Source organism: Citrobacter sp. VF227, from assembly GCF_052950715.1.
Genome location: NZ_JBRFVF010000011.1, coordinates 81,010 through 99,582, shown reverse-complemented (window position 1 = coordinate 99,582; position 18,573 = coordinate 81,010). Strand labels below are relative to the sequence as shown.

Below are 18,573 nucleotides of genomic sequence, written 5' to 3'. Positions count from 1 at the left end.
TAGTCAAACTTCTCCTTTCCCGCTACAGTTATTCATCCACGGCGAATAAGGAGAAGGGCATGCTCTATATCTTTGATTTGGGTAATGTGATTGTCGATATCGACTTCAACCGCGTGTTGGGTACATGGAGCGATCTAAGCCGTGTACCACTGGCTTCGCTAAAGCAAAGTTTCACCATGGGAGAGGCTTTTCACCAGCACGAGAGAGGCGAAATAACGGATGAAGCTTTCGCCGAGGCGCTATGTCATGAGATGGCGCTGCCGCTAAGTTACGAGCAGTTCTCTCACGGTTGGCAGGCCGTGTTTGTCGCCTTGCGCCCTGAGGTTATCGACATCATGCAAAAGCTGCGTGAGCAGGGGCATCGGGTGGTGGTCTTGTCAAATACCAACCGCCTGCACACCACGTTTTGGCCGGATGAATACCCCGAGATCCGTCAGGCTGCTGATCATATTTACCTTTCCCAGGAACTGGGCATGCGTAAACCGGAAGCGCGAATTTACCAGCACGTCCTGCAGTCTGAAGGTTTTTCTGCGCACGATGCCGTCTTTTTTGACGATAACGCCGATAATATTGAAGGGGCTAACCGGTTAGGGATCACCAGTATCCAGGTCGTCGATAAAAAGACCATTCCTGACTATTTCGCGACGTTGTTATGCTAAAAAATGTTCAGCAGCAAGCCAGGCATCATACGCGTCCTGTACGAGACTGGCTGAAGCTACTATGGCAGCGGATTGATGAGGACAACATGACGACGCTGGCAGGGAATCTTGCCTACGTTTCATTGCTCTCATTAGTGCCGCTTATTGCCGTCGTATTTGCGCTTTTCGCCGCATTTCCGATGTTTTCCGACGTCAGTGTCCAGTTACGTCATTTTATTTTCGCAAACTTTATCCCGGCGACGGGAGACGTCATTCAACGTTATATCGAACAGTTTGTCGCCAACTCGAATAAAATGACGGCAGTCGGGGCATGTGGGCTGATTGTCACAGCGTTATTGTTAATGTATGCCATTGATAATGCGCTGAATACTATCTGGCGCAGTAAACGCACTCGCCCTAAAGTTTACTCTTTCGCCGTTTACTGGATGATTTTAACGCTGGGCCCACTGCTGGCGGGAGCCAGTCTGGCGATCAGTTCTTATCTGTTGTCACTGCGCTGGGCCAGCGATCTCAACACGGTGATTGATAACGTCCTGCGTATTTTCCCGCTGGTGCTTTCCTGGCTCTCATTCTGGCTGCTTTACAGCATTGTACCGACTACGCGTGTGCCCAACCGTGACGCGGTTATTGGCGCCTTTGTGGCCGCCGTGTTGTTCGAAGCCGGAAAGAAAGGATTTGCGCTCTACATCACGATGTTCCCGTCGTATCAGCTCATTTACGGTGTTCTGGCAGTGATTCCCATTTTATTTGTCTGGGTATACTGGACGTGGTGTATCGTCTTGCTAGGCGCGGAAATAACTGTCACTCTCGGGGAATACCGCAAACTTAAACAAGCCGCAAAAGAAGAAGAAGCAGAGCAACCATGATTGCATTAATTCAGCGCGTAACCCGTGCCAGCGTCACCGTGGAGGGCGAGGTGACGGGTGAAATTGGCCCGGGACTTTTGGTCCTGTTAGGTGTCGAAAGGGATGATGACGAACAGAAAGCGAACCGTCTGTGTGAGCGCGTACTCGGCTATCGGATTTTTAGCGATGCCGAAGGCAAAATGAACCTCAACGTGCAGCAGTCAGGCGGCAGCGTGCTGGTGGTTTCACAGTTTACGCTGGCGGCAGATACCGAGCGCGGCATGCGTCCGGGGTTTTCTAAAGGCGCAGTGCCCGAGCGGGCAGAAGCGCTGTATGAATACTTTGTTGAGCGTTGCCGCCAACAGGAAATGAATACGCAAACCGGTCGATTCGCTGCGGATATGCAGGTTTCACTGGTTAATGATGGTCCCGTGACGTTCTGGTTACAAGTATGAACCAGCTACCGGTATGGCCGCGGACAACAAGAGAGAATACGACTATGTATCACCTTCGAGTACCGCAAACAGAAGAAGAATTGGAGCGCTACTACCAGTTTCGCTGGGAGATGCTGCGTAAACCATTGCACCAGCCAAAAGGCTCCGAACGGGATGCCTGGGACGCGATGGCGCATCACCAGATGGTGGTGGACGAAGAGGGGAATTTGGTTGCGGTAGGGCGTCTGTATATCAATGCGGATAACGAAGCCTCCATACGTTTTATGGCCGTAGACCCCTCCGTGCAAGAGAAAGGGCTGGGCACGCTGATGGCGATGACCCTGGAGTCTGTGGCGCGTCAGGAAGGGGTAAAGCGCGTCACTTGTAGCGCCCGTGAAGATGCTGTCGAATTTTTCGCCAAGCTCGGTTTTGTGAGCCAGGGGGAAATCACCACACCGCAAACCACGCCTGTGCGCCACTTTTTGATGATTAAGCCCATTGCGACGCTGGACGATATTCTCCATCGCGGGGACTGGTGTGGACAGCTACAGCAAGCCTGGTACGAACATATACCATTGAGCGAGAAAATGGGCGTGCGCATTCAGCAGTACACCGGGCAGAAATTTATCACCACGATGCCCGAGACAGGCAATCAGAATCCCCACCACACGCTGTTTGCCGGAAGCCTGTTTTCACTGGCGACGTTAACGGGCTGGGGGCTGATCTGGCTGATGCTGCGCGAGCGTCATCTGGGTGGAACGATCATCCTCGCCGACGCGCATATCCGATACAGCAGGCCGATCACCGGAAAACCAACTGCTATTGCCGACCTGGGGTCGCTGAGCGGTGACCTCGACCGTCTGGCAAGAGGCCGCAAGGCGCGTGTGCAGATGCAGGTCGGGGTGTTTGGCGATGACACGCCGGGTGTCGTGTTTGAAGGTACCTATATTGTGCTACCCGCGAAACCGTTTGGCGCGTATGAAGAAGGCGGGAATGAGGAAGAGTAGTTTCTGTAGCTGAAATGTAATATTGGGTACATTTGCTGATGTAAAATGCGGATTATGAAAACGCCATAATCCGCATTTTGATAAAAAACGCATGCTGGCGGTGGTTGTATTAATGAGTACCCTCCTTAATTTCAGAACTCATGAATACCCTTATTGGCTAAACCGCCAGGCCACATCCCGCATAGCGCTTCTTGCCGCCGGGCTCACCCCTGTCAACTGGAAAAACCCGTGGATAACGCCGAGATAGCGTTGGCAAGTACACTCTACACCCTGCTCCTGGATACGTTGATACAGGGCCTCGCCTTCATCTCGCAGTGGGTCGAATTCAGCGGTAATGATATGCGTGGGCGGCAAACCGTTGAAGTCTTCACGCCAGAGCGGGCTGACTTCGGGATGCAACGGGTCGATTTTCGGCATATACATCTCGTAGCCCGAAAGTAGCGTGTCGCGGGTGATAATGTAATCCTGCCCATTATGTTCATAGCTCGCAAACCTGGCGGTTGCGTCCAGCATCGGGTAGATCAGCATAAGCTGCGCAGGTTGCCATTGCCTGGCCGCTTTCAGGCGTAGTGCAGTGACCAGCGCCAGGTGTCCACCCGCACTGTCACCAGCAAGTGTGATGCGCTCGCGATCAATACCTAGTTTTTCAGCATACTTCCAGATGATATTGGCCCCGGTTTCAGCGTCATCATGTGCTGCCGGGAAGGTATGCTCTGGCGCAAGGCGGTACTGTACTGCAATGACCCGACACCCGCTGAACCAGGCGAGCTGCCTTAGCTGGTTATCATGCGTAGCAAACCCACCGCTGACAAAACATCCGCCATGATAGTAAATGACGCAGGGTAGCGTTCCCGCAGTGTTTAGAGGCGAAACAACGCGAAATGTCATGGTATCGAGTTCAATATCTTCAACCTGTACGCGGGTTTCTGTTTCTCCGGCCAATGTTGTACTGGCAATATAGCTGGCTCTCCGGTCATCAATATTCTGCTCACGGGAAGAAGGACGTCCCGCCGCGATAAATGCCTCAACTAACTGCGCAATCCCGCTTTCCAGTGCCATTTTTAAATACTCTTATCTGTATGGATATACAGTTTTATAACCTGGATTGGCATGAATGAAAATGGGGGAGGGTATGATTCTGGAAAGTGGCTCGCAAAAGTAAAAATCGTTCACGTGAAGGCTATTTTCCCGCTTTTCTCAGGTGTATGTTGTGTGGAAATTAATCGCTGATGATATACTTGAGGTATATATGAGTATAATGACTGGGATGGATATGGGTAGAATATTACTCGATTTATCAGATGAAGTGATTAAACGTCTTGATGATCTCAAGGTGCAGCGCAACTTACCTCGTGCTGAACTCTTGCGCGAGGCCGTTGAGCAGTATCTGGAAAGGCAGGATCAGGCTGCAACCACAATTTCCAGCGCTCTCGGACTTTGGAAAGGTTGTGAGGAAGATGGCGTTGAGTACCAACGCAAACTTCGTGAGGAATGGTAATGGTCAAAGGATCCGCGCTTTTTGACACTAACATCCTCATCGACCTGTTTAGTGGAATGAGTGAAGCAAAGCAAGCGATAGAAACATGGCCGCCACAGAATGCGATCAGCCTGATCACTTGGATGGAAGTGATGGTTGCGGCAAAGAAATACCATCAGGAATCCCGCACACGCGTTGCGTTGAGCGCATTTAACGTGATCGGTGTTTCACAGGATATTGCTGAACGAAGCGTGGGTATCAGGCAGGAATATGGGATGAAATTGCCGGATGCCATTATTTTGGCAACAGCACAGATTCATCGTCTTACGCTGGTTACGCGAAATACTAAGGATTTTGCAGGCATATCTGGTGTGGTTACACCGTATACACTGTAACCCGGGCGACTTACGCCGCCCGGTAGTGTGAAGACCTTACTCCCCTTCACCCGGGAACAGGAACGGGTTGATGGAACTGCGGGCAAAGCCCTCCTGCTCCATGTGCGCGTCCAGCATCAGTGAAGCGAGATCGTCGGCCACGGCCTCGACTTTCGGGTCTTTTTCCTGATACAGAATCTTCAGGTAAGTCCCGCAGTCACCGCAGCTTTCAGCTTTGATTGCCGCCTGTTCGTTATCCAGTGACCAGTAGTTTAAATCACGGCTCTGCTCGCAGTTGCTGCACTTCACGCGCACTACGTGCCACTCGGTTTCGCACAGGTTGCAGTGCAGATAACGCAGGCCCTGAGTGGTACCGATTTGCACCATGCTGGAGACCGGCATTGAACCACACACCGGGCAGTACTGACGTTGTTCACCGTATTCCGCACGGGCTTTGCCGGGGATCAGGCTCGCCATCTGCGCCCAGTAGAGCGACAGGGCAGCCCAAATGAACGGTGCTTTGTCGCTGCTGACGGAGGCAAAATCAGAGGCAAACAGCGCGCTGGCCATCAGCTCCAGTTCCTGCTCTGAGGCTTTTTCCAGATTCTCGATCACCGCTAACGCGGGACCGCTCATCTCCGGCTTCAGCTCAGCAATCAACGACTGCAGCAGCTTTTGCCAGTGTTTGTCGCGGGGCAGGACGTGGATATCCAATGGCGGTTTGCCCTGATCGTTCGCTTCTTTGATGCGCGCGGTCAGATCCATCTGCAGCGGATGGTCGTACAGCACCACCTCCTGCGCGTGGGCGATCAGCGCGGCAAAGCGCAGGTAATCGCCCAGCGGGTTGTTTTCGGCCAGCTCGCGCAGACGTTCAGCGCGGCGGTTATACAAATTTTTGAGTCTGGGGAATAATAACGGCGGAATCATATCCGCCGTGCGTTTCTCGCTCTTCTCCAGCTCATCTTGCGGGATTATGCGAATACTCATTCAGATGACTTTTCCTGTTTCTGGCGGACTTCACGGAACCAGCGCGGGTGATGTTTCTTCGCCCATGAACTGGTAACCCATCCTTCCACCATCGCGGTAATGGTGCCTTTCACCCAAAGGGCGGCGTAAATGTGCACCATGATAACCACAATTAGCGCTACTGCGGCAAATGAATGCAGCATTAACGCGAATCGGATCACCGGGATTGAGAAAGCAGGCGCAAAATATGGACGCCAGATGACCACTCCGCTCACCAGCAACAGGACCAGGAAGATAATCGCCGCCCAGAATACGCATTTCTGGCCGAAGTTATAACGTCCCGTGTCACCTACTTCCTCGTTGACGACAATCTTACGAATATTCTTCGCCCAAAAGATATCATCCCGATTGATTAGATTGTGGTGCCAGTAACGGAAAAACATGATGATGAACGAGGCAAACATAATCACGCCGACAAATGGGTGCACAATTCGCGCCAGTTGCGGCGTGCCCATGATGTGCATCAGCCAGTTAAAAGACGGGAAGAGAAAGCCCATCCCGCTCACTGCCGCCAGAATGAAACAGAAGGCGGTGATCCAGTGGTTGATGCGTTCCGGCGCCGTGTAGCGCACGATGGTGTCACGTCGTTTCATTTGCGCACCTCGTCTTTTTCTTCATGCAGATTGTCTTCTTCCTCTTCCGCACGGTTTGGACCTACGCCGACGTAGTGGAAGATACTGGCCGCAAATGTCGCTGCAAAGCCAACGGCTGCGAGTGGTTTCCAGATGCCTTTCCAGAATTTCACGGTGGCGCTGATTTCCGGGTTCTCCGGCAGGCCGTGATACAGATTCGGCTTGTCGGCATGGTGCAATACGTACATCACGTGTGTACCGCCAACGCCTGCCGGATCGTACAGACCTGCATTTTCGTAGCCACGGGTTTTCAGCTCCGCCACTCGCTCGCCCGCCAGCGTTTTCATCGATTCTTTGGTACCGAAATGAATCGCGCCGGTTGGGCAGGTTTTCACGCAGGCCGGTTCTTGCCCGACCACGACACGGTCAACGCACAGCGTACATTTATACACGCGGTTGTCTTCCGGATTGAGGCGCGGCACGTCGAACGGACAGCCTGCGATACAGTAGCCACAGCCGATACACTGCTCGGACTGGAAGTCGACGATACCGTTGGCATACTGAATGATTGCGCCTTCAGCCGGACACGCCTTCAGGCAGCCCGGATCGGCACAGTGCATACAGCCATCCTTGCGGATAAGCCACTCCAGTTTGTCGTTTTGTTCCACTTCTGAGAAGCGCATTACCGTCCAGGATTTAGCGGTCAAATCAGCAGGGTTGTCGTACACCCCAACGTTGCTGCCCACTTCATCACGGATGTCGTTCCATTCCGAACAGGCCACCTGACACGCTTTACAGCCGATACAGGTGGTGACGTCGATAAGCTTCGCCACCTCTTCCTGGTGATCCCGCGCCTGAGGCGCGGGGGTGAAACCGTTAGTGGCGGAACGACGAATGATGTCTTGCGATTGATAAGCCATAGGTCGTCTCCGTTACACCTTTTCCACGTTCACGAGGAAGGACTTAAATTCCGGCGTCTGCGTGTTTGCATCACCGACGAATGGCGTTAACGTGTTAGCGATAAAGCCTTTTTTCGCCACACCTTCGTAACCCCAGTGAATCGGAATACCGATGGTGTCGATATCCTGACCGTTAGCCTTCAGCGTGCGAATACGTTTAGTCACCACTGCTTTGGCTTTAATGTAGCCGCGGTTAGAGGAGACTTTGACGGTATCGCCATGAGAGATGCCGAGCTTATTCGCCAGCTTCTCGCCAATTTCCACAAACTGTTCTGGCTGTGCGATGGCATTGAGCAGCGCATGCTTGGTCCAGTAGTGGAAGTGCTCAGTCAGACGATAGGTCGTACCGACGTACGGGAATTTATCCGCTTTACCCAGCGCTTTAGCGTCATCTTTGAAGATACGCGCGGCAGGGTTAGAGATAACGTTCGGATGCAGCGGGTTAGTCCCCAGCGGCGTTTCAAACGGCTCGTAGTGTTCCGGGAACGGACCTTCCGCCATCTTATCGATAGCAAACAGACGTCCCATCCCTTCCGGCTGCATGATGAACGGCCCAACGTTACTGCCCGGTGCGGCGGCGCTGTAGTCTGGAATATCCATCCCGCTCCATTTCGCCCCATCCCATTTCAGGATCTGACGTTTTGGATCCCACGGATTCCCCTGCGGGTCAGCAGACGCGCGGTTATACAGAATGCGGCGGTTGAGCGGCCACGCCCATGCCCAGCCCAGCGTATTGCCAAGACCTGACGGGTCGGCGTTATCGCGACGCGCCATTTGGTTGCCTTCCGGCGTCCAGCTCCCGGCAAAAATCCAGCAGCCGCTGGAAGTGGTACCGTCGTCACGCAGTTGGGCGAACGAGCTAAGCTGTTGGCCTTTCTTAACGATGACTGCACCCGTTGCCGGGTCGGTAATATCGGCCAGTGCTTTACCATTGCTCTCCATCGCCACTTCTTCCGAAGCCGGTTCGTGCGGTGTGGAGTAGTTCCAGGTCATGCTCAGCACCTGTTCCGGGTTCGCACCACCCTGCTCGGCATACATCTTACGCAGGCGCAGGAAGATACCGGCGAGGATTTCACCATCGGTAACGGCAATCCCCGGGGCGTCCGCGCCTTTCCAGTGCCACTGCAACCAGCGACCGGAGTTGACGATAGAACCGTTCTCTTCGGCGAAACAGGTGGACGGCAGACGGAATACTTCGGTCTGGATTTTCGACGGATCCACATCGTTCGACTCACCGTGGTTCTGCCAGAAGGTCGACGTCTCGGTGTTGAGCGGGTCGATGGTGACCAGGAACTTCAGTTTGGACAGTGAAGCCACAACTTTGTTTTTATTCGGGAACGATGCTACCGGGTTAAAGCCCTGGCAGATATAGCCATTCACTTTGCCCTGGTTCATCATCTCGAAGTACTGCAGGACGTCGTACCCTTTATCCCACTTCGGTAGCCAGTCGAAGCCCCAGCTGTTTTCCGCTGTCGCTTTATCGCCAAAGAAGGCCTTCATCATGGAAACGAAGAATTTCGGGTAGTTGCCCCAGTAGTTCACCTGACCTTCCAGCAACGGTTTTGGCGTGTTGGCGGCGAGGTAGGTTTGCAGGTCAGTTTGTTTCTCGCTTGGCAGGGTCATATAGCCCGGCAGGCTTTGTGACAGCAGGCCTAAGTCGGTCAGACCCTGAATGTTGGAGTGACCGCGCAGAGCGTTAACGCCACCACCAGCCATCCCCATGTTGCCAAGCAGCAACTGAATCATCGCCATGGTACGGATGTTCTGTGCACCAACGGAGTGCTGCGTCCAGCCCAGTGCGTACAGGAACGACGCGGTTTTGTCTTTTGCACTGGTTTCTGCGATGTATTCGCACACTTTCAGGAAATCAGCCTTCGGCGTACCGCAGATGTTTTCTACGACATCCGGCGTGTAACGGGAAACGTGCTGTTTCAGCAGGTTCCACACGCAGCGCGGGTGTTGCAGCGTGACATCGCGTTTGGCGAAGCCTTTTTCATCCAGTTCGTAGTTCCAGCTGGTTTTGTCATACTTGCGTTTGTCCGCGTCATAGCCAGTGAACAGGCCATCTTCGAAACCGTAATCCTCACGTACGATCAGGCTGGCGTTGGTATAGGCTTCCGTGTATTCGCGGTTGAATTTTTCGTTATTCAGCAGGTACAGCAAGACGCCTGACAGGAATGCAATGTCAGTACCAGAACGAATCGGAGCATAGAAATCAGCCACCGCTGCGGTTCGCGTAAAGCGCGGATCGACAACAATCAGCTTCGCGCCATTGTGAATTTTGGCTTCCATCGCCCAGCGGAACCCGACCGGGTGAGCTTCAGCGGCGTTACCGCCCATCACCACAACGAGGTTGGCGTTTTTAATGTCGACCCAGTGGTTGGTCATCGCACCGCGACCAAATGTTGGAGCAAGACTTGCTACCGTTGGTCCGTGTCAGACGCGTGCCTGGTTGTCGACCGCGAGCATACCGAGCGCGCGGGAGAATTTTTGCGTTAAATAGCCGGTTTCGTTACTGGAAGCGGAAGCACACAGCATCCCGGTGGAAAGCCAGCGGTTAACGGTTACGCCTTCGGCGTTTTGTGCAACGTAGTTTGCGTCGCGGTCTTCTTTCATCAGCTTAGCGATGCGATCAAATGCCTCATCCCAGCTAATCTGTTGCCACTTATCAGAACCTGGTGCGCGGTATTCCGGGAATTTCAGGCGACTTTCGGAGTGGATGAAGTCCACAAGTCCTGCCCCTTTCGGGCACAGCGCGCCACGGTTCACCGGGTGATCCGGGTCCCCTTCGATATGGAAGATGGATGCTTTGGCGTTTTTTGCTCCGTCACCGAGACTGTACATTAACAGTCCACAGCCAACGGAACAGTAAGTGCAGGTGTTACGGGTTTCGCGGGTACGCAGCAGTTTATATTGCCGTGTTTCCGCGAGCGCTACGCCGGGTGCAAAGCCCAGTGCCGCTGCCGTGGTGCCTGCCATACCGCCAGCGCAGATCTTAAAGAACTGCCTTCTGCTGACCTGCATGGTTTGCTCCTTGTTTCGACATTGTCACGTTCCCTTCACTTTTCCGTTACTCGAGCGTGAGGGAAGTGGTTGTTATTTTTCTTTGCGGACGGGACCGCAAAGGTCCAGAATTGGGTGAATTTCCCTCCCTCCAGGAGGGGTTTGTAAAGAATACCACAATGTTGGTATGCGTGTTCCAATATGGTTAAAAGAAAGTGAATAAGATTATTCAAGAAAACATCAAAAATGTGATGATTTTGACAGGATCGCGCCAACTGACCCTCTGGAAACGCGAGGATTTGCTACATCCTCAGCTGGATGTCGTCGCTGAAGAAGTACCGGTTGCGCTGGTTTATAACGGGATTTCGCACGTGGTGATGATGGCATCACCGAAAGATCTTGAGCACTTTGCGATGGGCTTTTCACTTTCTGAAGGCATTATTGAGCGCCCACAGGATATCTACGGGATGGAAGTGGTTCCTTCTTGTAACGGATTAGAAGTGCAGGTTGAGCTGTCCAGCCGTCGTTTTATGGGGTTGAAGGAGCGACGTCGTGCGCTGGCCGGTCGTACCGGTTGTGGCGTTTGCGGCGTTGAACAACTCAATGACATTGGCAAGCCGGTCCAGCCTCTGCCGTTTACCCAGACATTCGATCTGGCACATCTCGATAACGCTTTAAGGCATCTCCCTGATTTCCAGCCTGTTGGGCAACTGACAGGTTGCACGCACGCGGCTGCCTGGGTACAGCCGTCAGGTTATCTGGCGGGCGGACATGAAGATGTTGGGCGCCATGTTGCGCTGGATAAACTGCTGGGACGACGTGCTATCGAAGGGGAAGCCTGGCGACCGGGCGCGGTATTAGTCTCCAGCCGCGCCAGCTACGAGATGGTGCAGAAGTCGGCGATGTGCGGCGTGGAGATTCTGTTTGCTGTGTCTGCCGCGACAACGCTGGCGGTAGAGGTTGCCGAACGCTGTAACCTGACGCTGGTGGGCTTTTGTAAACCGGGCAGGGCAACGATTTATACCCATCCCGAGCGTCTGGTAACAGAATAACAGGTGTTCAATTAATTTGAATAAGACTGGCAAATCCTTCCGCTTTTAGTTGTGTGATGTGAGGGCTATTATTTATCACATCAAGGCACGGTGCCTTACTCAAACAACTAAGTTAAAGGGTTTATATCATGAAAAGCATCAAAACTTTTGTCGTAGTTATCGCTCTGGCTACTTCTTTCGGTTCTTTCGCTGCTCAGACAGTTACCGCGACCGGTTCTACGCTGGAAAGCGCTGAAGCAAAAATTGCCGCTCAGGCTGAACGCGCAGGTGCCAGCGATTACAAAATCACTCAGGCATACACCGGTAACCGCGTGCATATGACCGCAGAACTGCTGAAATAAGAGACTTTTGTATTGCCGAAAGAGCGCCCTGGAGGCGCTTTTTTAGTGTATACCTGCCATTCTTAACAACGCGGTCACCACTGCGGCGGCAACGATCACTACAATCAGCGGCAGCTTACGCCAGGCGAGAAACACCGCAAAAGCCACGCCCAGCACGCGCGCCATGCCAGCAAAGTGTTCGCCTTCGTAAAAGGTGGTCGCCAGCGCAACGGAAAACAGTAATACGGTGGCAGCGTCGGAAAGCAGCGCCTGCGAGCGTTCTGAGAGTGCTAAACGGCTCCCCAGCTTAGTTCCCCCTAAACGCATTAAATAGGTTCCCAGAGATAACACGGCGATACCGACGATAAACAGCGTCATATTGCCCATCATTTTTTCCTCGTCAGTAAGCCAAACAGCGAAAGCAGTACCGGCAAACCCACCGGTGCAAAAGGGACGGCGGCGAGAGACAGCGTGGCACCGCTGCAGGCGCGGATAAGCGTCGTACGGTTTTTAAATGCCGGGACGACTAGCGCCAGCAGAATGGCAGGGAAGACGGCATCCAGACCGATAGTTTCCGGAGCGGGCAGAAGCCTGCCGACGACCGCGCCGACCAGCGTGCCAACAGGCCAGAAAACCGCGACGCCCAGACCGCACAGCCAGTAGGCGGCTTTACGCTGTTCTGGCGTTTTTTGCGACAGGCCAAACACCACGCTTTCGTCGTTCATGATATGGCAGCCGAGGTAGCTGGCGGCACGTTTCCCTACCAGATCGCGCACCGTAACGCCGAACGGCACGTGCCGGGCGTTAACCAGTAAACCGGCAGCCGCAGCCGCCAGTGGATTACCGCCGCTGGCGACGATACCGATAAACATAAACTCGGACGCGCCCGCCAGCACCGTAACCGAGAGCACAAACGGTACCCACAGCGGGAAGCCATAAGCCATCGCCAGCGAGCCGTAAGACATGCCCACAACCCCGACGGCCAGACAGACTAAAAATATTGCTTTTATCGTGTCGCCTTTGAGACTGGAAAAATAATGTTTCATACCGTTTTAGCCGTATCGAACGAGTTTCCATTATAATGAACGCAACAAGTTTGATTTACAAGTCGAACGATTTGTTCGATATAAAGAACGCGGAGTCGTGAATGACCCAACCCATCAGTATGATCGCGAAAAGTCTTGTGCGTGAACGTCAGCGCACCGGTTTATCGCTGGCGGAGATTGCCCGTCGTGCAGGAATTGCAAAATCGACACTCTCGCAATTGGAAGCGGGCAATGGAAATCCTAGCCTGGAAACGTTGTGGTCGCTGTGTGTAGCATTGGATATTCCCTTTGCGCGCCTGCTGGAACCGCAGGAGCAAAAAACGCAGGTGATTCGCCGTGGTGAAGGGACAAAAGTCGTGGCTGAGCAGGCTCATTATCAGGCCATTTTACTGGCGGCCTGCCCACCGGGCGCGCGGCGGGATATCTATCTGCTGCTGACGCAACCGGGCGCGGATCGAATTTCAGAACCACATCCACCGGGATCGGTTGAACATATCATCGTGACGCAGGGTAAGGCGATGGTGGGATTAACGGAATCGCCGGAGGAGCTAGGCGAGGGTGACTATATTTGTTACCCCGCGGACCAGGCGCATATATTTAAAGCGCTGGAGCCCGACACCCAAGCGATTCTGGTTTCTGAGCAGAACTAACTGTTATGTTGAGTTGTGCCGGATGCGGCGCGTTAGCGCCTTATCCGGCCTACAAGACTACTGTAAATAAAATACTTCTTTTAACTCTGCGCTGATCGGGCTGTTGTCTGGGTTGGCCGGCATTACGTCGCGCATATGCTGCCACCAACGCTGGCACACGTCGGTGCTGGCGACGGCATTCCAGCGCTCTTCGGACTCAATCTCAACGGTGGCGAACAGCAGATTGCGCTCTTCGTCGAGATAAATCGCGTAGTGATGGGCGCCGTGTGCTTTCAGCACCGCTTCCAGTTCTGGCCAGATGGGATTGTGCCGACGTTGATATTCAACATGTGCGTCGGTATTCACCTGCATCACAAAGGCCTTGCGGATCATAACGCCTCCAGATACAGCTCGCGAACCTCGTCGCGGCTGGCAGTGCGCGGGTTGCACGGCGCACACGGATCGGCCAACGCTTTATCCAGCCAGCCTTCAATATCTTCTCTCGTCACGCCAAGCGAACTAAAGCCAGCAGGAATACCGACACGTTTGCTCAGGGCACGAATCGCATTAATAGCCTCCATGCTTGCCGCTTCATCGCTGATACTGCGCGTATCAACGCCCATCGCCTGCGCCACGCGGGCAAAGCGCGCCACGGCGTTCGGGCGGTTAAAGTTTTCGATTACCGGCAGCAGGATGGCGTTGCAGACGCCGTGCGGCAGATTATGGGTCGCGCCCGGCTGATGTGCCAGCGCATGCACCAGACCCAGGCCAGCGCTATTGAATGCCATCCCCGCCAGATACTGACCAAAAGCCATTTGTTCACGGGCTTCAAGGTTATGACCCTCGTCGACCGCTTTCGGTAGCCACAGGTTGATCAGGCGAATCGCTTCCAGCGCGTTGGCGTCGGTGAGCGGATGCGCGCCAACGGAAACATAGGCTTCTACCGCATGGGTCAGGGCGTCCATGCCAGTTGCGGCGGTGACGGAAGCCGGGATGTCCAGCATGACGCTGGCGTCATCCACGGCGATATCCGGGATGATATTCGGGTCGATGATCACCTCTTTAACCTTGCGAGCTGAGTCGATAATAACCGCATTACTGGTCATCTCTGCTGCTGTTCCGGCGGTGGTATTGATGGCGACCAGCGGTACGCCAGCATTTTTTACCTTGCCCACGCCGGAATAGGCGGTAGACGGACCAGGGTTGGCGGTCAGGATCTTCACCGCTTTGGCGGTATCGATCGGGCTACCGCCACCGAAAGCGATGATGTAATCACACTCTGCGCCTTGGTATGCCGCAAAGCCTTTCTGCACCAGCGCTTCCGTCGGGTTTGGAAACACCTCATCAAACAGGTGATAAGACATCTGATGTTCATCCAGCGCGGCAAACAGGCTATCCAACAGACCCAGCTTTACCAGTTGACCATCAGTGACGACCAGCGCTTTACCCCATTGCTTATTCGCCACGAGGTTCACCATATCGGCAATTGCGCCTGCGCCATGCAGGCTAATTTTTGGCAGTGCCAACATAAAGCTCATCACTATTCTCCTTACAATGCCAGTGCGCTTGCCAGCGGCGTCACGCCGAAGCGTTTGCCAAGTGCGATTAGCTCTTCACGCGTTATGGTCTGCTTCATACCGCCCATCGAATAGATTTTGACTAAAACTTCAGCGGACTTCTCTGCGGTATCGATCAAACCGAACGCTTCGTCGAGGGTGGGTCCACTGCCGAACACGCCGTGGAATGGCCACAGCACCAGCGAATGTTTCTGCATTTCTTCAGCGGTGGCCTGACCGATTTCATCTGTACCCGGCACCATCCACGGCAGAATGCCGACGCCGTCCGGGAACACCACCAGACACTCGGTGCTGCCTTCCCACAGTTTGCGGGTCATTAGCGCGGTGTTGTTTTCCAGTACGTAGGTCAGGGCGATCAGGTTGGTGGCATGGCAGTGCATGATCACGCGGTCTTTACCATTGGTAGCTTTAATACGTTCGCAATGGGAAAGGAAGTGCGCGGGCAGTTCGGAGGTCGGCACGGCTTCGTGGGTCAGACCCCACAGAATGTGGTAACCCGCGCCATCGCTGTCGATTTTCACCACGCCCAAATTGGCGGCCGGATCGAGCTGGACGTTGCGGAAAAATTTCCCCGAACCGGTGACGATAAATGGTGTGTTCGCCAGCAGCGGCATCGGCTGACTCAGTGCGATATAACGCGGTTTTTCGTGGAAATCGGCGCTAAATGGCGCAATATCTGCCTCATCCAGGCGCAGTGTCAGGTTGCCGCCGTTGCGTTCGTCCCAGCCTTTCAGCCAGGCATCGGAAGTGGCTTTAATCATCCCCTGGACGAACCAGGAAGTGGTAATGTTTTGCATATTTTATACCTGTCTTATTCAATGCCGGATAAAGCGAAGCCGCCATCCGGCAAAAAGGGTTAGCTACGTTTACTCAAAATCTCTTTTTCATAAGCGCGAACGCTGTCCAGCCACTGGCTGCCCGCTGGTGTGTCGTGACGCTGGCAATACATCTCCCAGACGGCCTGCCACGGCAGCGACTTTTGCTCTTCCAGCAGGGCCAGACGTGCGGTGTAGTCGCCGCTGGCTTCGAGCTGACGCAATTGCTCGGTCGGTTCTAACAGCGCGCGCAGCAGGGCTTTTTTCATATTGCGGGTGCCGATCACCCACGCGGCGATGCGGTTAATGGAGGCGTCGAAGAAGTCGAGGCCGATGTGTACGCGGTCAAACAGGTTGTGGCGCACGATCTCGCTGGCAATCGCCTGCGTTTCATCATCCAGCAGCACCACGTGATCGCTGTCCCAACGCACCGGACGGCTGACGTGCAGCAGCAGGCGCGGCACGTACAGCATGGCGGCGGAGATTTTGTCGGAGATCACTTCTGTCGGGTGGAAGTGACCTGCATCCAGGCACAGCGCGGTCTGGCGGCTGGTGGCGTAACCCATGTAGAACTCGTTGGAACCGACGGTATAGCTTTCTGCGCCAATACCAAACAGTTTGCTCTCGACGGCGTCGATGTGGTGCGCCGGGTCGAGTTTCTCGCTGATCACTTCGTCCAGGGCTTCCAGCAGGCGTTGGCGTGGTGCTAAACGGTCAACGGTGATGTCTTTCATGCCGTCCGGGATCCAGATGTTCATCACCGACGGCGTACCCAACTGCTCGCCAAAATACGCCGAGACGCGGCGGCTGGCTTTGCAGTGGTCAATCCAGAACTGGCGAATGGTTTCATCGGCGTGAGCCAGCGTGAAGCCGTCTGCACTCAGCGGGTGCGAGAAGCAGGACGGGTTGAAATCAAGCCCTAACTGGTTCGTTTTCGCCCACTCAACCCAGTTTTTAAAGTGTTCAGGTTTGATTTTGTCGCGGGCGACTGGCGTTTCAGACTCCAGATAGATCGCATGCAAATTCAGACGTTTTGGACCCGGGATCAGGCTCAGCGCCTGCTCCAGATCGGCCCGCAGTTCGGTGGCGTTGCGTGCTTTGCCCGGATAGTTACCGGTAGCCTGAATACCTCCAGTGAGCGAACCTTCCGGATTTTCGAAACCGGCGACATCATCGCCCTGCCAGCAGTGCATGGAGACCGGCAGACGATCGAGTTGGCGCAAGGCCGCCTCGACATCAATGCCTACCGCGGCGAAACGCAGTTTTGCCAGTTCCCAGGCTTGTTCAAGTTGAGTGGTCATGCGCAAAGCTCCTTTGTCTGTCGTAGTGATTGAAACTGCGCCTGGTAGCGGGCAATTTCACTTTCAGGATTGGGAATGAAGGTGGTCAGGTCGTAGTTGGCGCTCACCACCTGACGGAAATCATCGACGTTGTTAAGCTCGTCCAGCGTCATCAACTGGATGCCAATATTGCCGAGCGTGGAGGCCTCAATTGGCCCGGACATCACGCGTATACCGCAGGCATCCGCGCACAGCTGGTTCAGCAAGGCGTTCTGACAGCCGCCACCCACGATGTGCAGTTGGCTAAATGCTGCGCCACGCAGCGTTGCAAGTTCTTGCAGGATGTCGGCGTACAGCAATGCCAGGCTGTCGAAGATACAGCGTGCCAGTTCGGCATTTTGTTGGGGAACGGGCTGACCTGATTCACGACAGGCCGCCTGAATTTCCGCGCTCATATCGTCGGGATTGATAAAGCGATCGTCGTTTGGGTTTATCAGGAACTGACAGGCCGGCAGCGCTTGCGTTTGGGCGATAAGTGCTGGCAGGTCTGTAATCTGACGCTCTTTTAAAACGCGCTGGAGCAACCACAGTCCCATGATATTTTTCAGTACGCGGTAGCGCCCTTCCGCGCCCCCTTCGTTGGTAATGTTCGCCGCCAACGCCGCATCGTTGGTATACGGTGTTCTGCTCTCGAAGCCCATCAGCGACCAGGTACCGGATGAGAGATACGCACTATTTTCATCGGCCAGCGGCGATGCGATGACCGCGCTGGCAGTGTCGTGACTGGCGACGGCTACGACCGGAATTTGGTTTTTCTGCGGGCAAATCCAGTGGCCAATTATGTTCCCCGGGTGTGTTGGACGCCCAAACCAGGCTTTGTCTGCCCCGGTCCATGCCAGCAGCGTGTCATCCCAGTCGTCGGTGTTGATATTGACTAACTGGGTGGTGGTGGCGTTGGTGTATTCCCAGTTCATTTTGCCGGTCAGGCGGAAGCTGAAGTAGTCGGGGATTAGCAGAGCATGTGCTATCTGCGGGAGCAGTTCCGGCTGCTGTTCGACCAGCGCACGCAGTTGATACAAGGTGTTAAAGGGCAGAAACTGAATGCCGCTGCGACGGTAGATTTCGCCTTTTCCGGGCTGCGCCATCGCCTGTGACATAATGCCGGTCGTGCGACTGTCGCGATAGGAAACTGGCAGGCCGATGCGCTGACCGTTTTTATCAATCAGAACGTAATCCACGCCCCATGTATCGATGCCGATACTGTCAATGAGAATGCCTTCATCGCAGACTTTCTTCAGCCCCAGACGAATGTCGTTTTCCAGGCTGTCGATATCCCAGGTGTCAAAACCCTCTGTTTTTTGCAGGCAGTTAACGAAGCGATGGATTTCACGCAGCGTCAGAGTGCGGTGGTCACTGTCGTAACGCGCCAGCATTACGCGTCCACTGGATGCGCCCAGATCGACAGCGACACAATGGCGAAAAGTCATAGCGAGATCCT

The 18,573-nt window shown here is 54.3% G+C and carries 21 protein-coding genes; 9 read left to right on the top strand and 12 right to left on the bottom strand.

Annotation, left to right across the window (positions count from 1 at the left end; translation table 11 throughout):
• Positions 1 to 59 precede the first annotated feature (59 nt).
• Genes yihX through fabY form a run of 4 tightly spaced genes read left to right on the top strand, consistent with a single transcriptional unit; the run spans position 60 to position 2,945 of the window.
• On the top strand, positions 60 to 659 hold the full coding sequence (yihX, locus tag ACU8YC_RS22240; protein WP_003028663.1) for a glucose-1-phosphatase: 600 nt from the start codon (positions 60 to 62) through the stop codon (positions 657 to 659).
• Positions 653 to 1,525: a virulence factor BrkB family protein gene (locus ACU8YC_RS22235; RefSeq protein ID WP_003028669.1), complete on the top strand. Its 873-nt coding sequence runs from the start codon at positions 653 to 655 to the stop codon at positions 1,523 to 1,525. The genes yihX and ACU8YC_RS22235 overlap by 7 nt, the downstream gene beginning before the upstream one ends.
• On the top strand, positions 1,522 to 1,959 hold the full coding sequence (dtd, locus tag ACU8YC_RS22230; protein WP_151218412.1) for a D-aminoacyl-tRNA deacylase: 438 nt from the start codon (positions 1,522 to 1,524) through the stop codon (positions 1,957 to 1,959). The genes ACU8YC_RS22235 and dtd overlap by 4 nt, the downstream gene beginning before the upstream one ends.
• A 44-nt stretch (positions 1,960 to 2,003) precedes the next feature.
• A complete protein-coding gene (gene fabY / locus ACU8YC_RS22225) occupies positions 2,004 to 2,945 on the top strand; it encodes a fatty acid biosynthesis protein FabY (RefSeq protein WP_003825286.1) in 942 nt (313 codons plus the stop codon).
• 150 nt (positions 2,946 to 3,095) lie between these two features.
• On the opposite strand, the gene ACU8YC_RS22220 is transcribed toward fabY, so the two are convergent.
• Entirely contained in the window at positions 3,096 to 4,004 is a 909-nt protein-coding gene (locus ACU8YC_RS22220; RefSeq protein ID WP_187254013.1) for an alpha/beta hydrolase, read from the bottom strand.
• Positions 4,005 to 4,200: 196 nt separating this feature from the next.
• On the opposite strand from ACU8YC_RS22220, the gene ACU8YC_RS22215 reads away from it, so the two are divergent.
• Complete coding sequence (locus ACU8YC_RS22215) at positions 4,201 to 4,443, top strand: ribbon-helix-helix domain-containing protein (RefSeq protein WP_187254043.1); 243 nt, start codon at positions 4,201 to 4,203, stop codon at positions 4,441 to 4,443.
• Complete coding sequence (locus ACU8YC_RS22210) at positions 4,443 to 4,817, top strand: type II toxin-antitoxin system VapC family toxin (protein WP_151218414.1); 375 nt, start codon at positions 4,443 to 4,445, stop codon at positions 4,815 to 4,817. The genes ACU8YC_RS22215 and ACU8YC_RS22210 overlap by 1 nt, the downstream gene beginning before the upstream one ends.
• Positions 4,818 to 4,853: 36 nt before the next feature.
• On the opposite strand, the gene fdhE is transcribed toward ACU8YC_RS22210, so the two are convergent.
• The 4 genes from fdhE to fdnG are packed head-to-tail and all read right to left on the bottom strand — an operon-like array spanning position 4,854 to position 10,377.
• Positions 4,854 to 5,783, bottom strand: a complete 930-nt coding sequence (gene fdhE / locus ACU8YC_RS22205) for a formate dehydrogenase accessory protein FdhE (protein WP_003028685.1) — start codon at positions 5,781 to 5,783, stop codon at positions 4,854 to 4,856.
• Positions 5,780 to 6,415, bottom strand: coding sequence for a formate dehydrogenase cytochrome b556 subunit (fdoI, locus tag ACU8YC_RS22200; protein WP_446895750.1), 636 nt, complete (start codon positions 6,413 to 6,415; stop codon positions 5,780 to 5,782). The genes fdhE and fdoI overlap by 4 nt, the downstream gene beginning before the upstream one ends.
• Positions 6,412 to 7,314, bottom strand: coding sequence for a formate dehydrogenase O subunit beta (fdoH, locus tag ACU8YC_RS22195; protein WP_106107909.1), 903 nt, complete (start codon positions 7,312 to 7,314; stop codon positions 6,412 to 6,414). The genes fdoI and fdoH overlap by 4 nt, the downstream gene beginning before the upstream one ends.
• Positions 7,315 to 7,326: 12 nt before the next feature.
• Entirely contained in the window at positions 7,327 to 10,377 is a 3,051-nt protein-coding gene (gene fdnG, locus ACU8YC_RS22190) for a formate dehydrogenase-N subunit alpha (protein ID WP_151224153.1), read from the bottom strand.
• Between the two features lie 230 nt (positions 10,378 to 10,607).
• Here fdnG and fdhD point away from each other — a divergent pair, with 230 nt between their 5' ends.
• Complete coding sequence (fdhD, locus tag ACU8YC_RS22185; RefSeq protein WP_446895756.1) at positions 10,608 to 11,408, top strand: formate dehydrogenase accessory sulfurtransferase FdhD; 801 nt, start codon at positions 10,608 to 10,610, stop codon at positions 11,406 to 11,408.
• Between the two features lie 128 nt (positions 11,409 to 11,536).
• On the top strand, positions 11,537 to 11,749 hold the full coding sequence (locus ACU8YC_RS22180) for a YdgH/BhsA/McbA family protein (protein ID WP_426045864.1): 213 nt from the start codon (positions 11,537 to 11,539) through the stop codon (positions 11,747 to 11,749).
• Between the two features lie 42 nt (positions 11,750 to 11,791).
• On the opposite strand, the gene ACU8YC_RS22175 is transcribed toward ACU8YC_RS22180, so the two are convergent.
• Both ACU8YC_RS22175 and ACU8YC_RS22170 read right to left on the bottom strand, forming a co-directional pair.
• A complete protein-coding gene (locus ACU8YC_RS22175) occupies positions 11,792 to 12,115 on the bottom strand; it encodes an AzlD domain-containing protein (protein ID WP_151218477.1) in 324 nt (107 codons plus the stop codon).
• On the bottom strand, positions 12,115 to 12,774 hold the full coding sequence (locus tag ACU8YC_RS22170) for an AzlC family ABC transporter permease (RefSeq protein ID WP_151218416.1): 660 nt from the start codon (positions 12,772 to 12,774) through the stop codon (positions 12,115 to 12,117). Before ACU8YC_RS22170 ends, ACU8YC_RS22175 begins: the two co-directional genes overlap by 1 nt.
• 101 nt (positions 12,775 to 12,875) lie before the next feature.
• Here ACU8YC_RS22170 and ACU8YC_RS22165 point away from each other — a divergent pair, with 101 nt between their 5' ends.
• Entirely contained in the window at positions 12,876 to 13,424 is a 549-nt protein-coding gene (locus ACU8YC_RS22165) for a helix-turn-helix domain-containing protein (protein ID WP_151218417.1), read from the top strand.
• A gap of 57 nt (positions 13,425 to 13,481) precedes the next feature.
• Here ACU8YC_RS22165 and rhaM read toward each other — a convergent pair whose 3' ends face one another.
• From rhaM to rhaB, 5 genes are read right to left on the bottom strand one after another with little or no spacing between them, the layout of a single operon-like run.
• The gene (gene rhaM / locus ACU8YC_RS22160) at positions 13,482 to 13,796 is read right to left on the bottom strand and encodes an L-rhamnose mutarotase (RefSeq protein WP_151218418.1); all 315 of its coding nucleotides are present in this window, start codon (positions 13,794 to 13,796) and stop codon (positions 13,482 to 13,484) included.
• Positions 13,793 to 14,941, bottom strand: coding sequence for a lactaldehyde reductase (fucO, locus tag ACU8YC_RS22155; RefSeq protein WP_446895749.1), 1,149 nt, complete (start codon positions 14,939 to 14,941; stop codon positions 13,793 to 13,795). The genes rhaM and fucO overlap by 4 nt, the downstream gene beginning before the upstream one ends.
• Positions 14,942 to 14,952: 11 nt before the next feature.
• The gene (rhaD, locus tag ACU8YC_RS22150) at positions 14,953 to 15,777 is read right to left on the bottom strand and encodes a rhamnulose-1-phosphate aldolase (RefSeq protein ID WP_086523527.1); all 825 of its coding nucleotides are present in this window, start codon (positions 15,775 to 15,777) and stop codon (positions 14,953 to 14,955) included.
• 59 nt (positions 15,778 to 15,836) lie between these two features.
• Positions 15,837 to 17,096 carry an L-rhamnose isomerase gene (gene rhaA, locus ACU8YC_RS22145; protein WP_151218420.1) on the bottom strand — a complete coding sequence of 420 codons (1,260 nt, stop codon included), beginning with the start codon at positions 17,094 to 17,096 and terminating at the stop codon, positions 15,837 to 15,839.
• Entirely contained in the window at positions 17,093 to 18,562 is a 1,470-nt protein-coding gene (rhaB, locus tag ACU8YC_RS22140) for a rhamnulokinase (protein WP_151218421.1), read from the bottom strand. Before rhaB ends, rhaA begins: the two co-directional genes overlap by 4 nt.
• Between the last annotated feature and the right edge of the window lie 11 nt (positions 18,563 to 18,573).

Bases quoted from the DNA above. Each gene is read 5' to 3' on its own strand.
- yihX (WP_003028663.1), top strand. From the start codon at position 60: ATGCTCTATATCTTTGATTTGGGTAATGTGATTGTCGATATCGACTTC.
- ACU8YC_RS22235 (WP_003028669.1), top strand. From the start codon at position 653: ATGCTAAAAAATGTTCAGCAGCAAGCCAGGCATCATACGCGTCCTGTA.
- dtd (WP_151218412.1), top strand. From the start codon at position 1,522: ATGATTGCATTAATTCAGCGCGTAACCCGTGCCAGCGTCACCGTGGAG.
- fabY (WP_003825286.1), top strand. From the start codon at position 2,004: ATGTATCACCTTCGAGTACCGCAAACAGAAGAAGAATTGGAGCGCTAC.
- ACU8YC_RS22220 (WP_187254013.1), bottom strand. From the start codon at position 4,004: ATGGCACTGGAAAGCGGGATTGCGCAGTTAGTTGAGGCATTTATCGCG.
- ACU8YC_RS22210 (WP_151218414.1), top strand. From the start codon at position 4,443: ATGGTCAAAGGATCCGCGCTTTTTGACACTAACATCCTCATCGACCTG.
- fdhE (WP_003028685.1), bottom strand. From the start codon at position 5,783: ATGAGTATTCGCATAATCCCGCAAGATGAGCTGGAGAAGAGCGAGAAA.
- fdoI (WP_446895750.1), bottom strand. From the start codon at position 6,415: ATGAAACGACGTGACACCATCGTGCGCTACACGGCGCCGGAACGCATC.
- fdoH (WP_106107909.1), bottom strand. From the start codon at position 7,314: ATGGCTTATCAATCGCAAGACATCATTCGTCGTTCCGCCACTAACGGT.
- fdhD (WP_446895756.1), top strand. From the start codon at position 10,608: ATGATTTTGACAGGATCGCGCCAACTGACCCTCTGGAAACGCGAGGAT.
- ACU8YC_RS22180 (WP_426045864.1), top strand. From the start codon at position 11,537: ATGAAAAGCATCAAAACTTTTGTCGTAGTTATCGCTCTGGCTACTTCT.
- ACU8YC_RS22175 (WP_151218477.1), bottom strand. From the start codon at position 12,115: ATGGGCAATATGACGCTGTTTATCGTCGGTATCGCCGTGTTATCTCTG.
- ACU8YC_RS22170 (WP_151218416.1), bottom strand. From the start codon at position 12,774: ATGAAACATTATTTTTCCAGTCTCAAAGGCGACACGATAAAAGCAATA.
- ACU8YC_RS22165 (WP_151218417.1), top strand. From the start codon at position 12,876: ATGACCCAACCCATCAGTATGATCGCGAAAAGTCTTGTGCGTGAACGT.
- rhaM (WP_151218418.1), bottom strand. From the start codon at position 13,796: ATGATCCGCAAGGCCTTTGTGATGCAGGTGAATACCGACGCACATGTT.
- fucO (WP_446895749.1), bottom strand. From the start codon at position 14,941: ATGAGCTTTATGTTGGCACTGCCAAAAATTAGCCTGCATGGCGCAGGC.
- rhaD (WP_086523527.1), bottom strand. From the start codon at position 15,777: ATGCAAAACATTACCACTTCCTGGTTCGTCCAGGGGATGATTAAAGCC.
- rhaA (WP_151218420.1), bottom strand. From the start codon at position 17,096: ATGACCACTCAACTTGAACAAGCCTGGGAACTGGCAAAACTGCGTTTC.
- rhaB (WP_151218421.1), bottom strand. From the start codon at position 18,562: ATGACTTTTCGCCATTGTGTCGCTGTCGATCTGGGCGCATCCAGTGGA.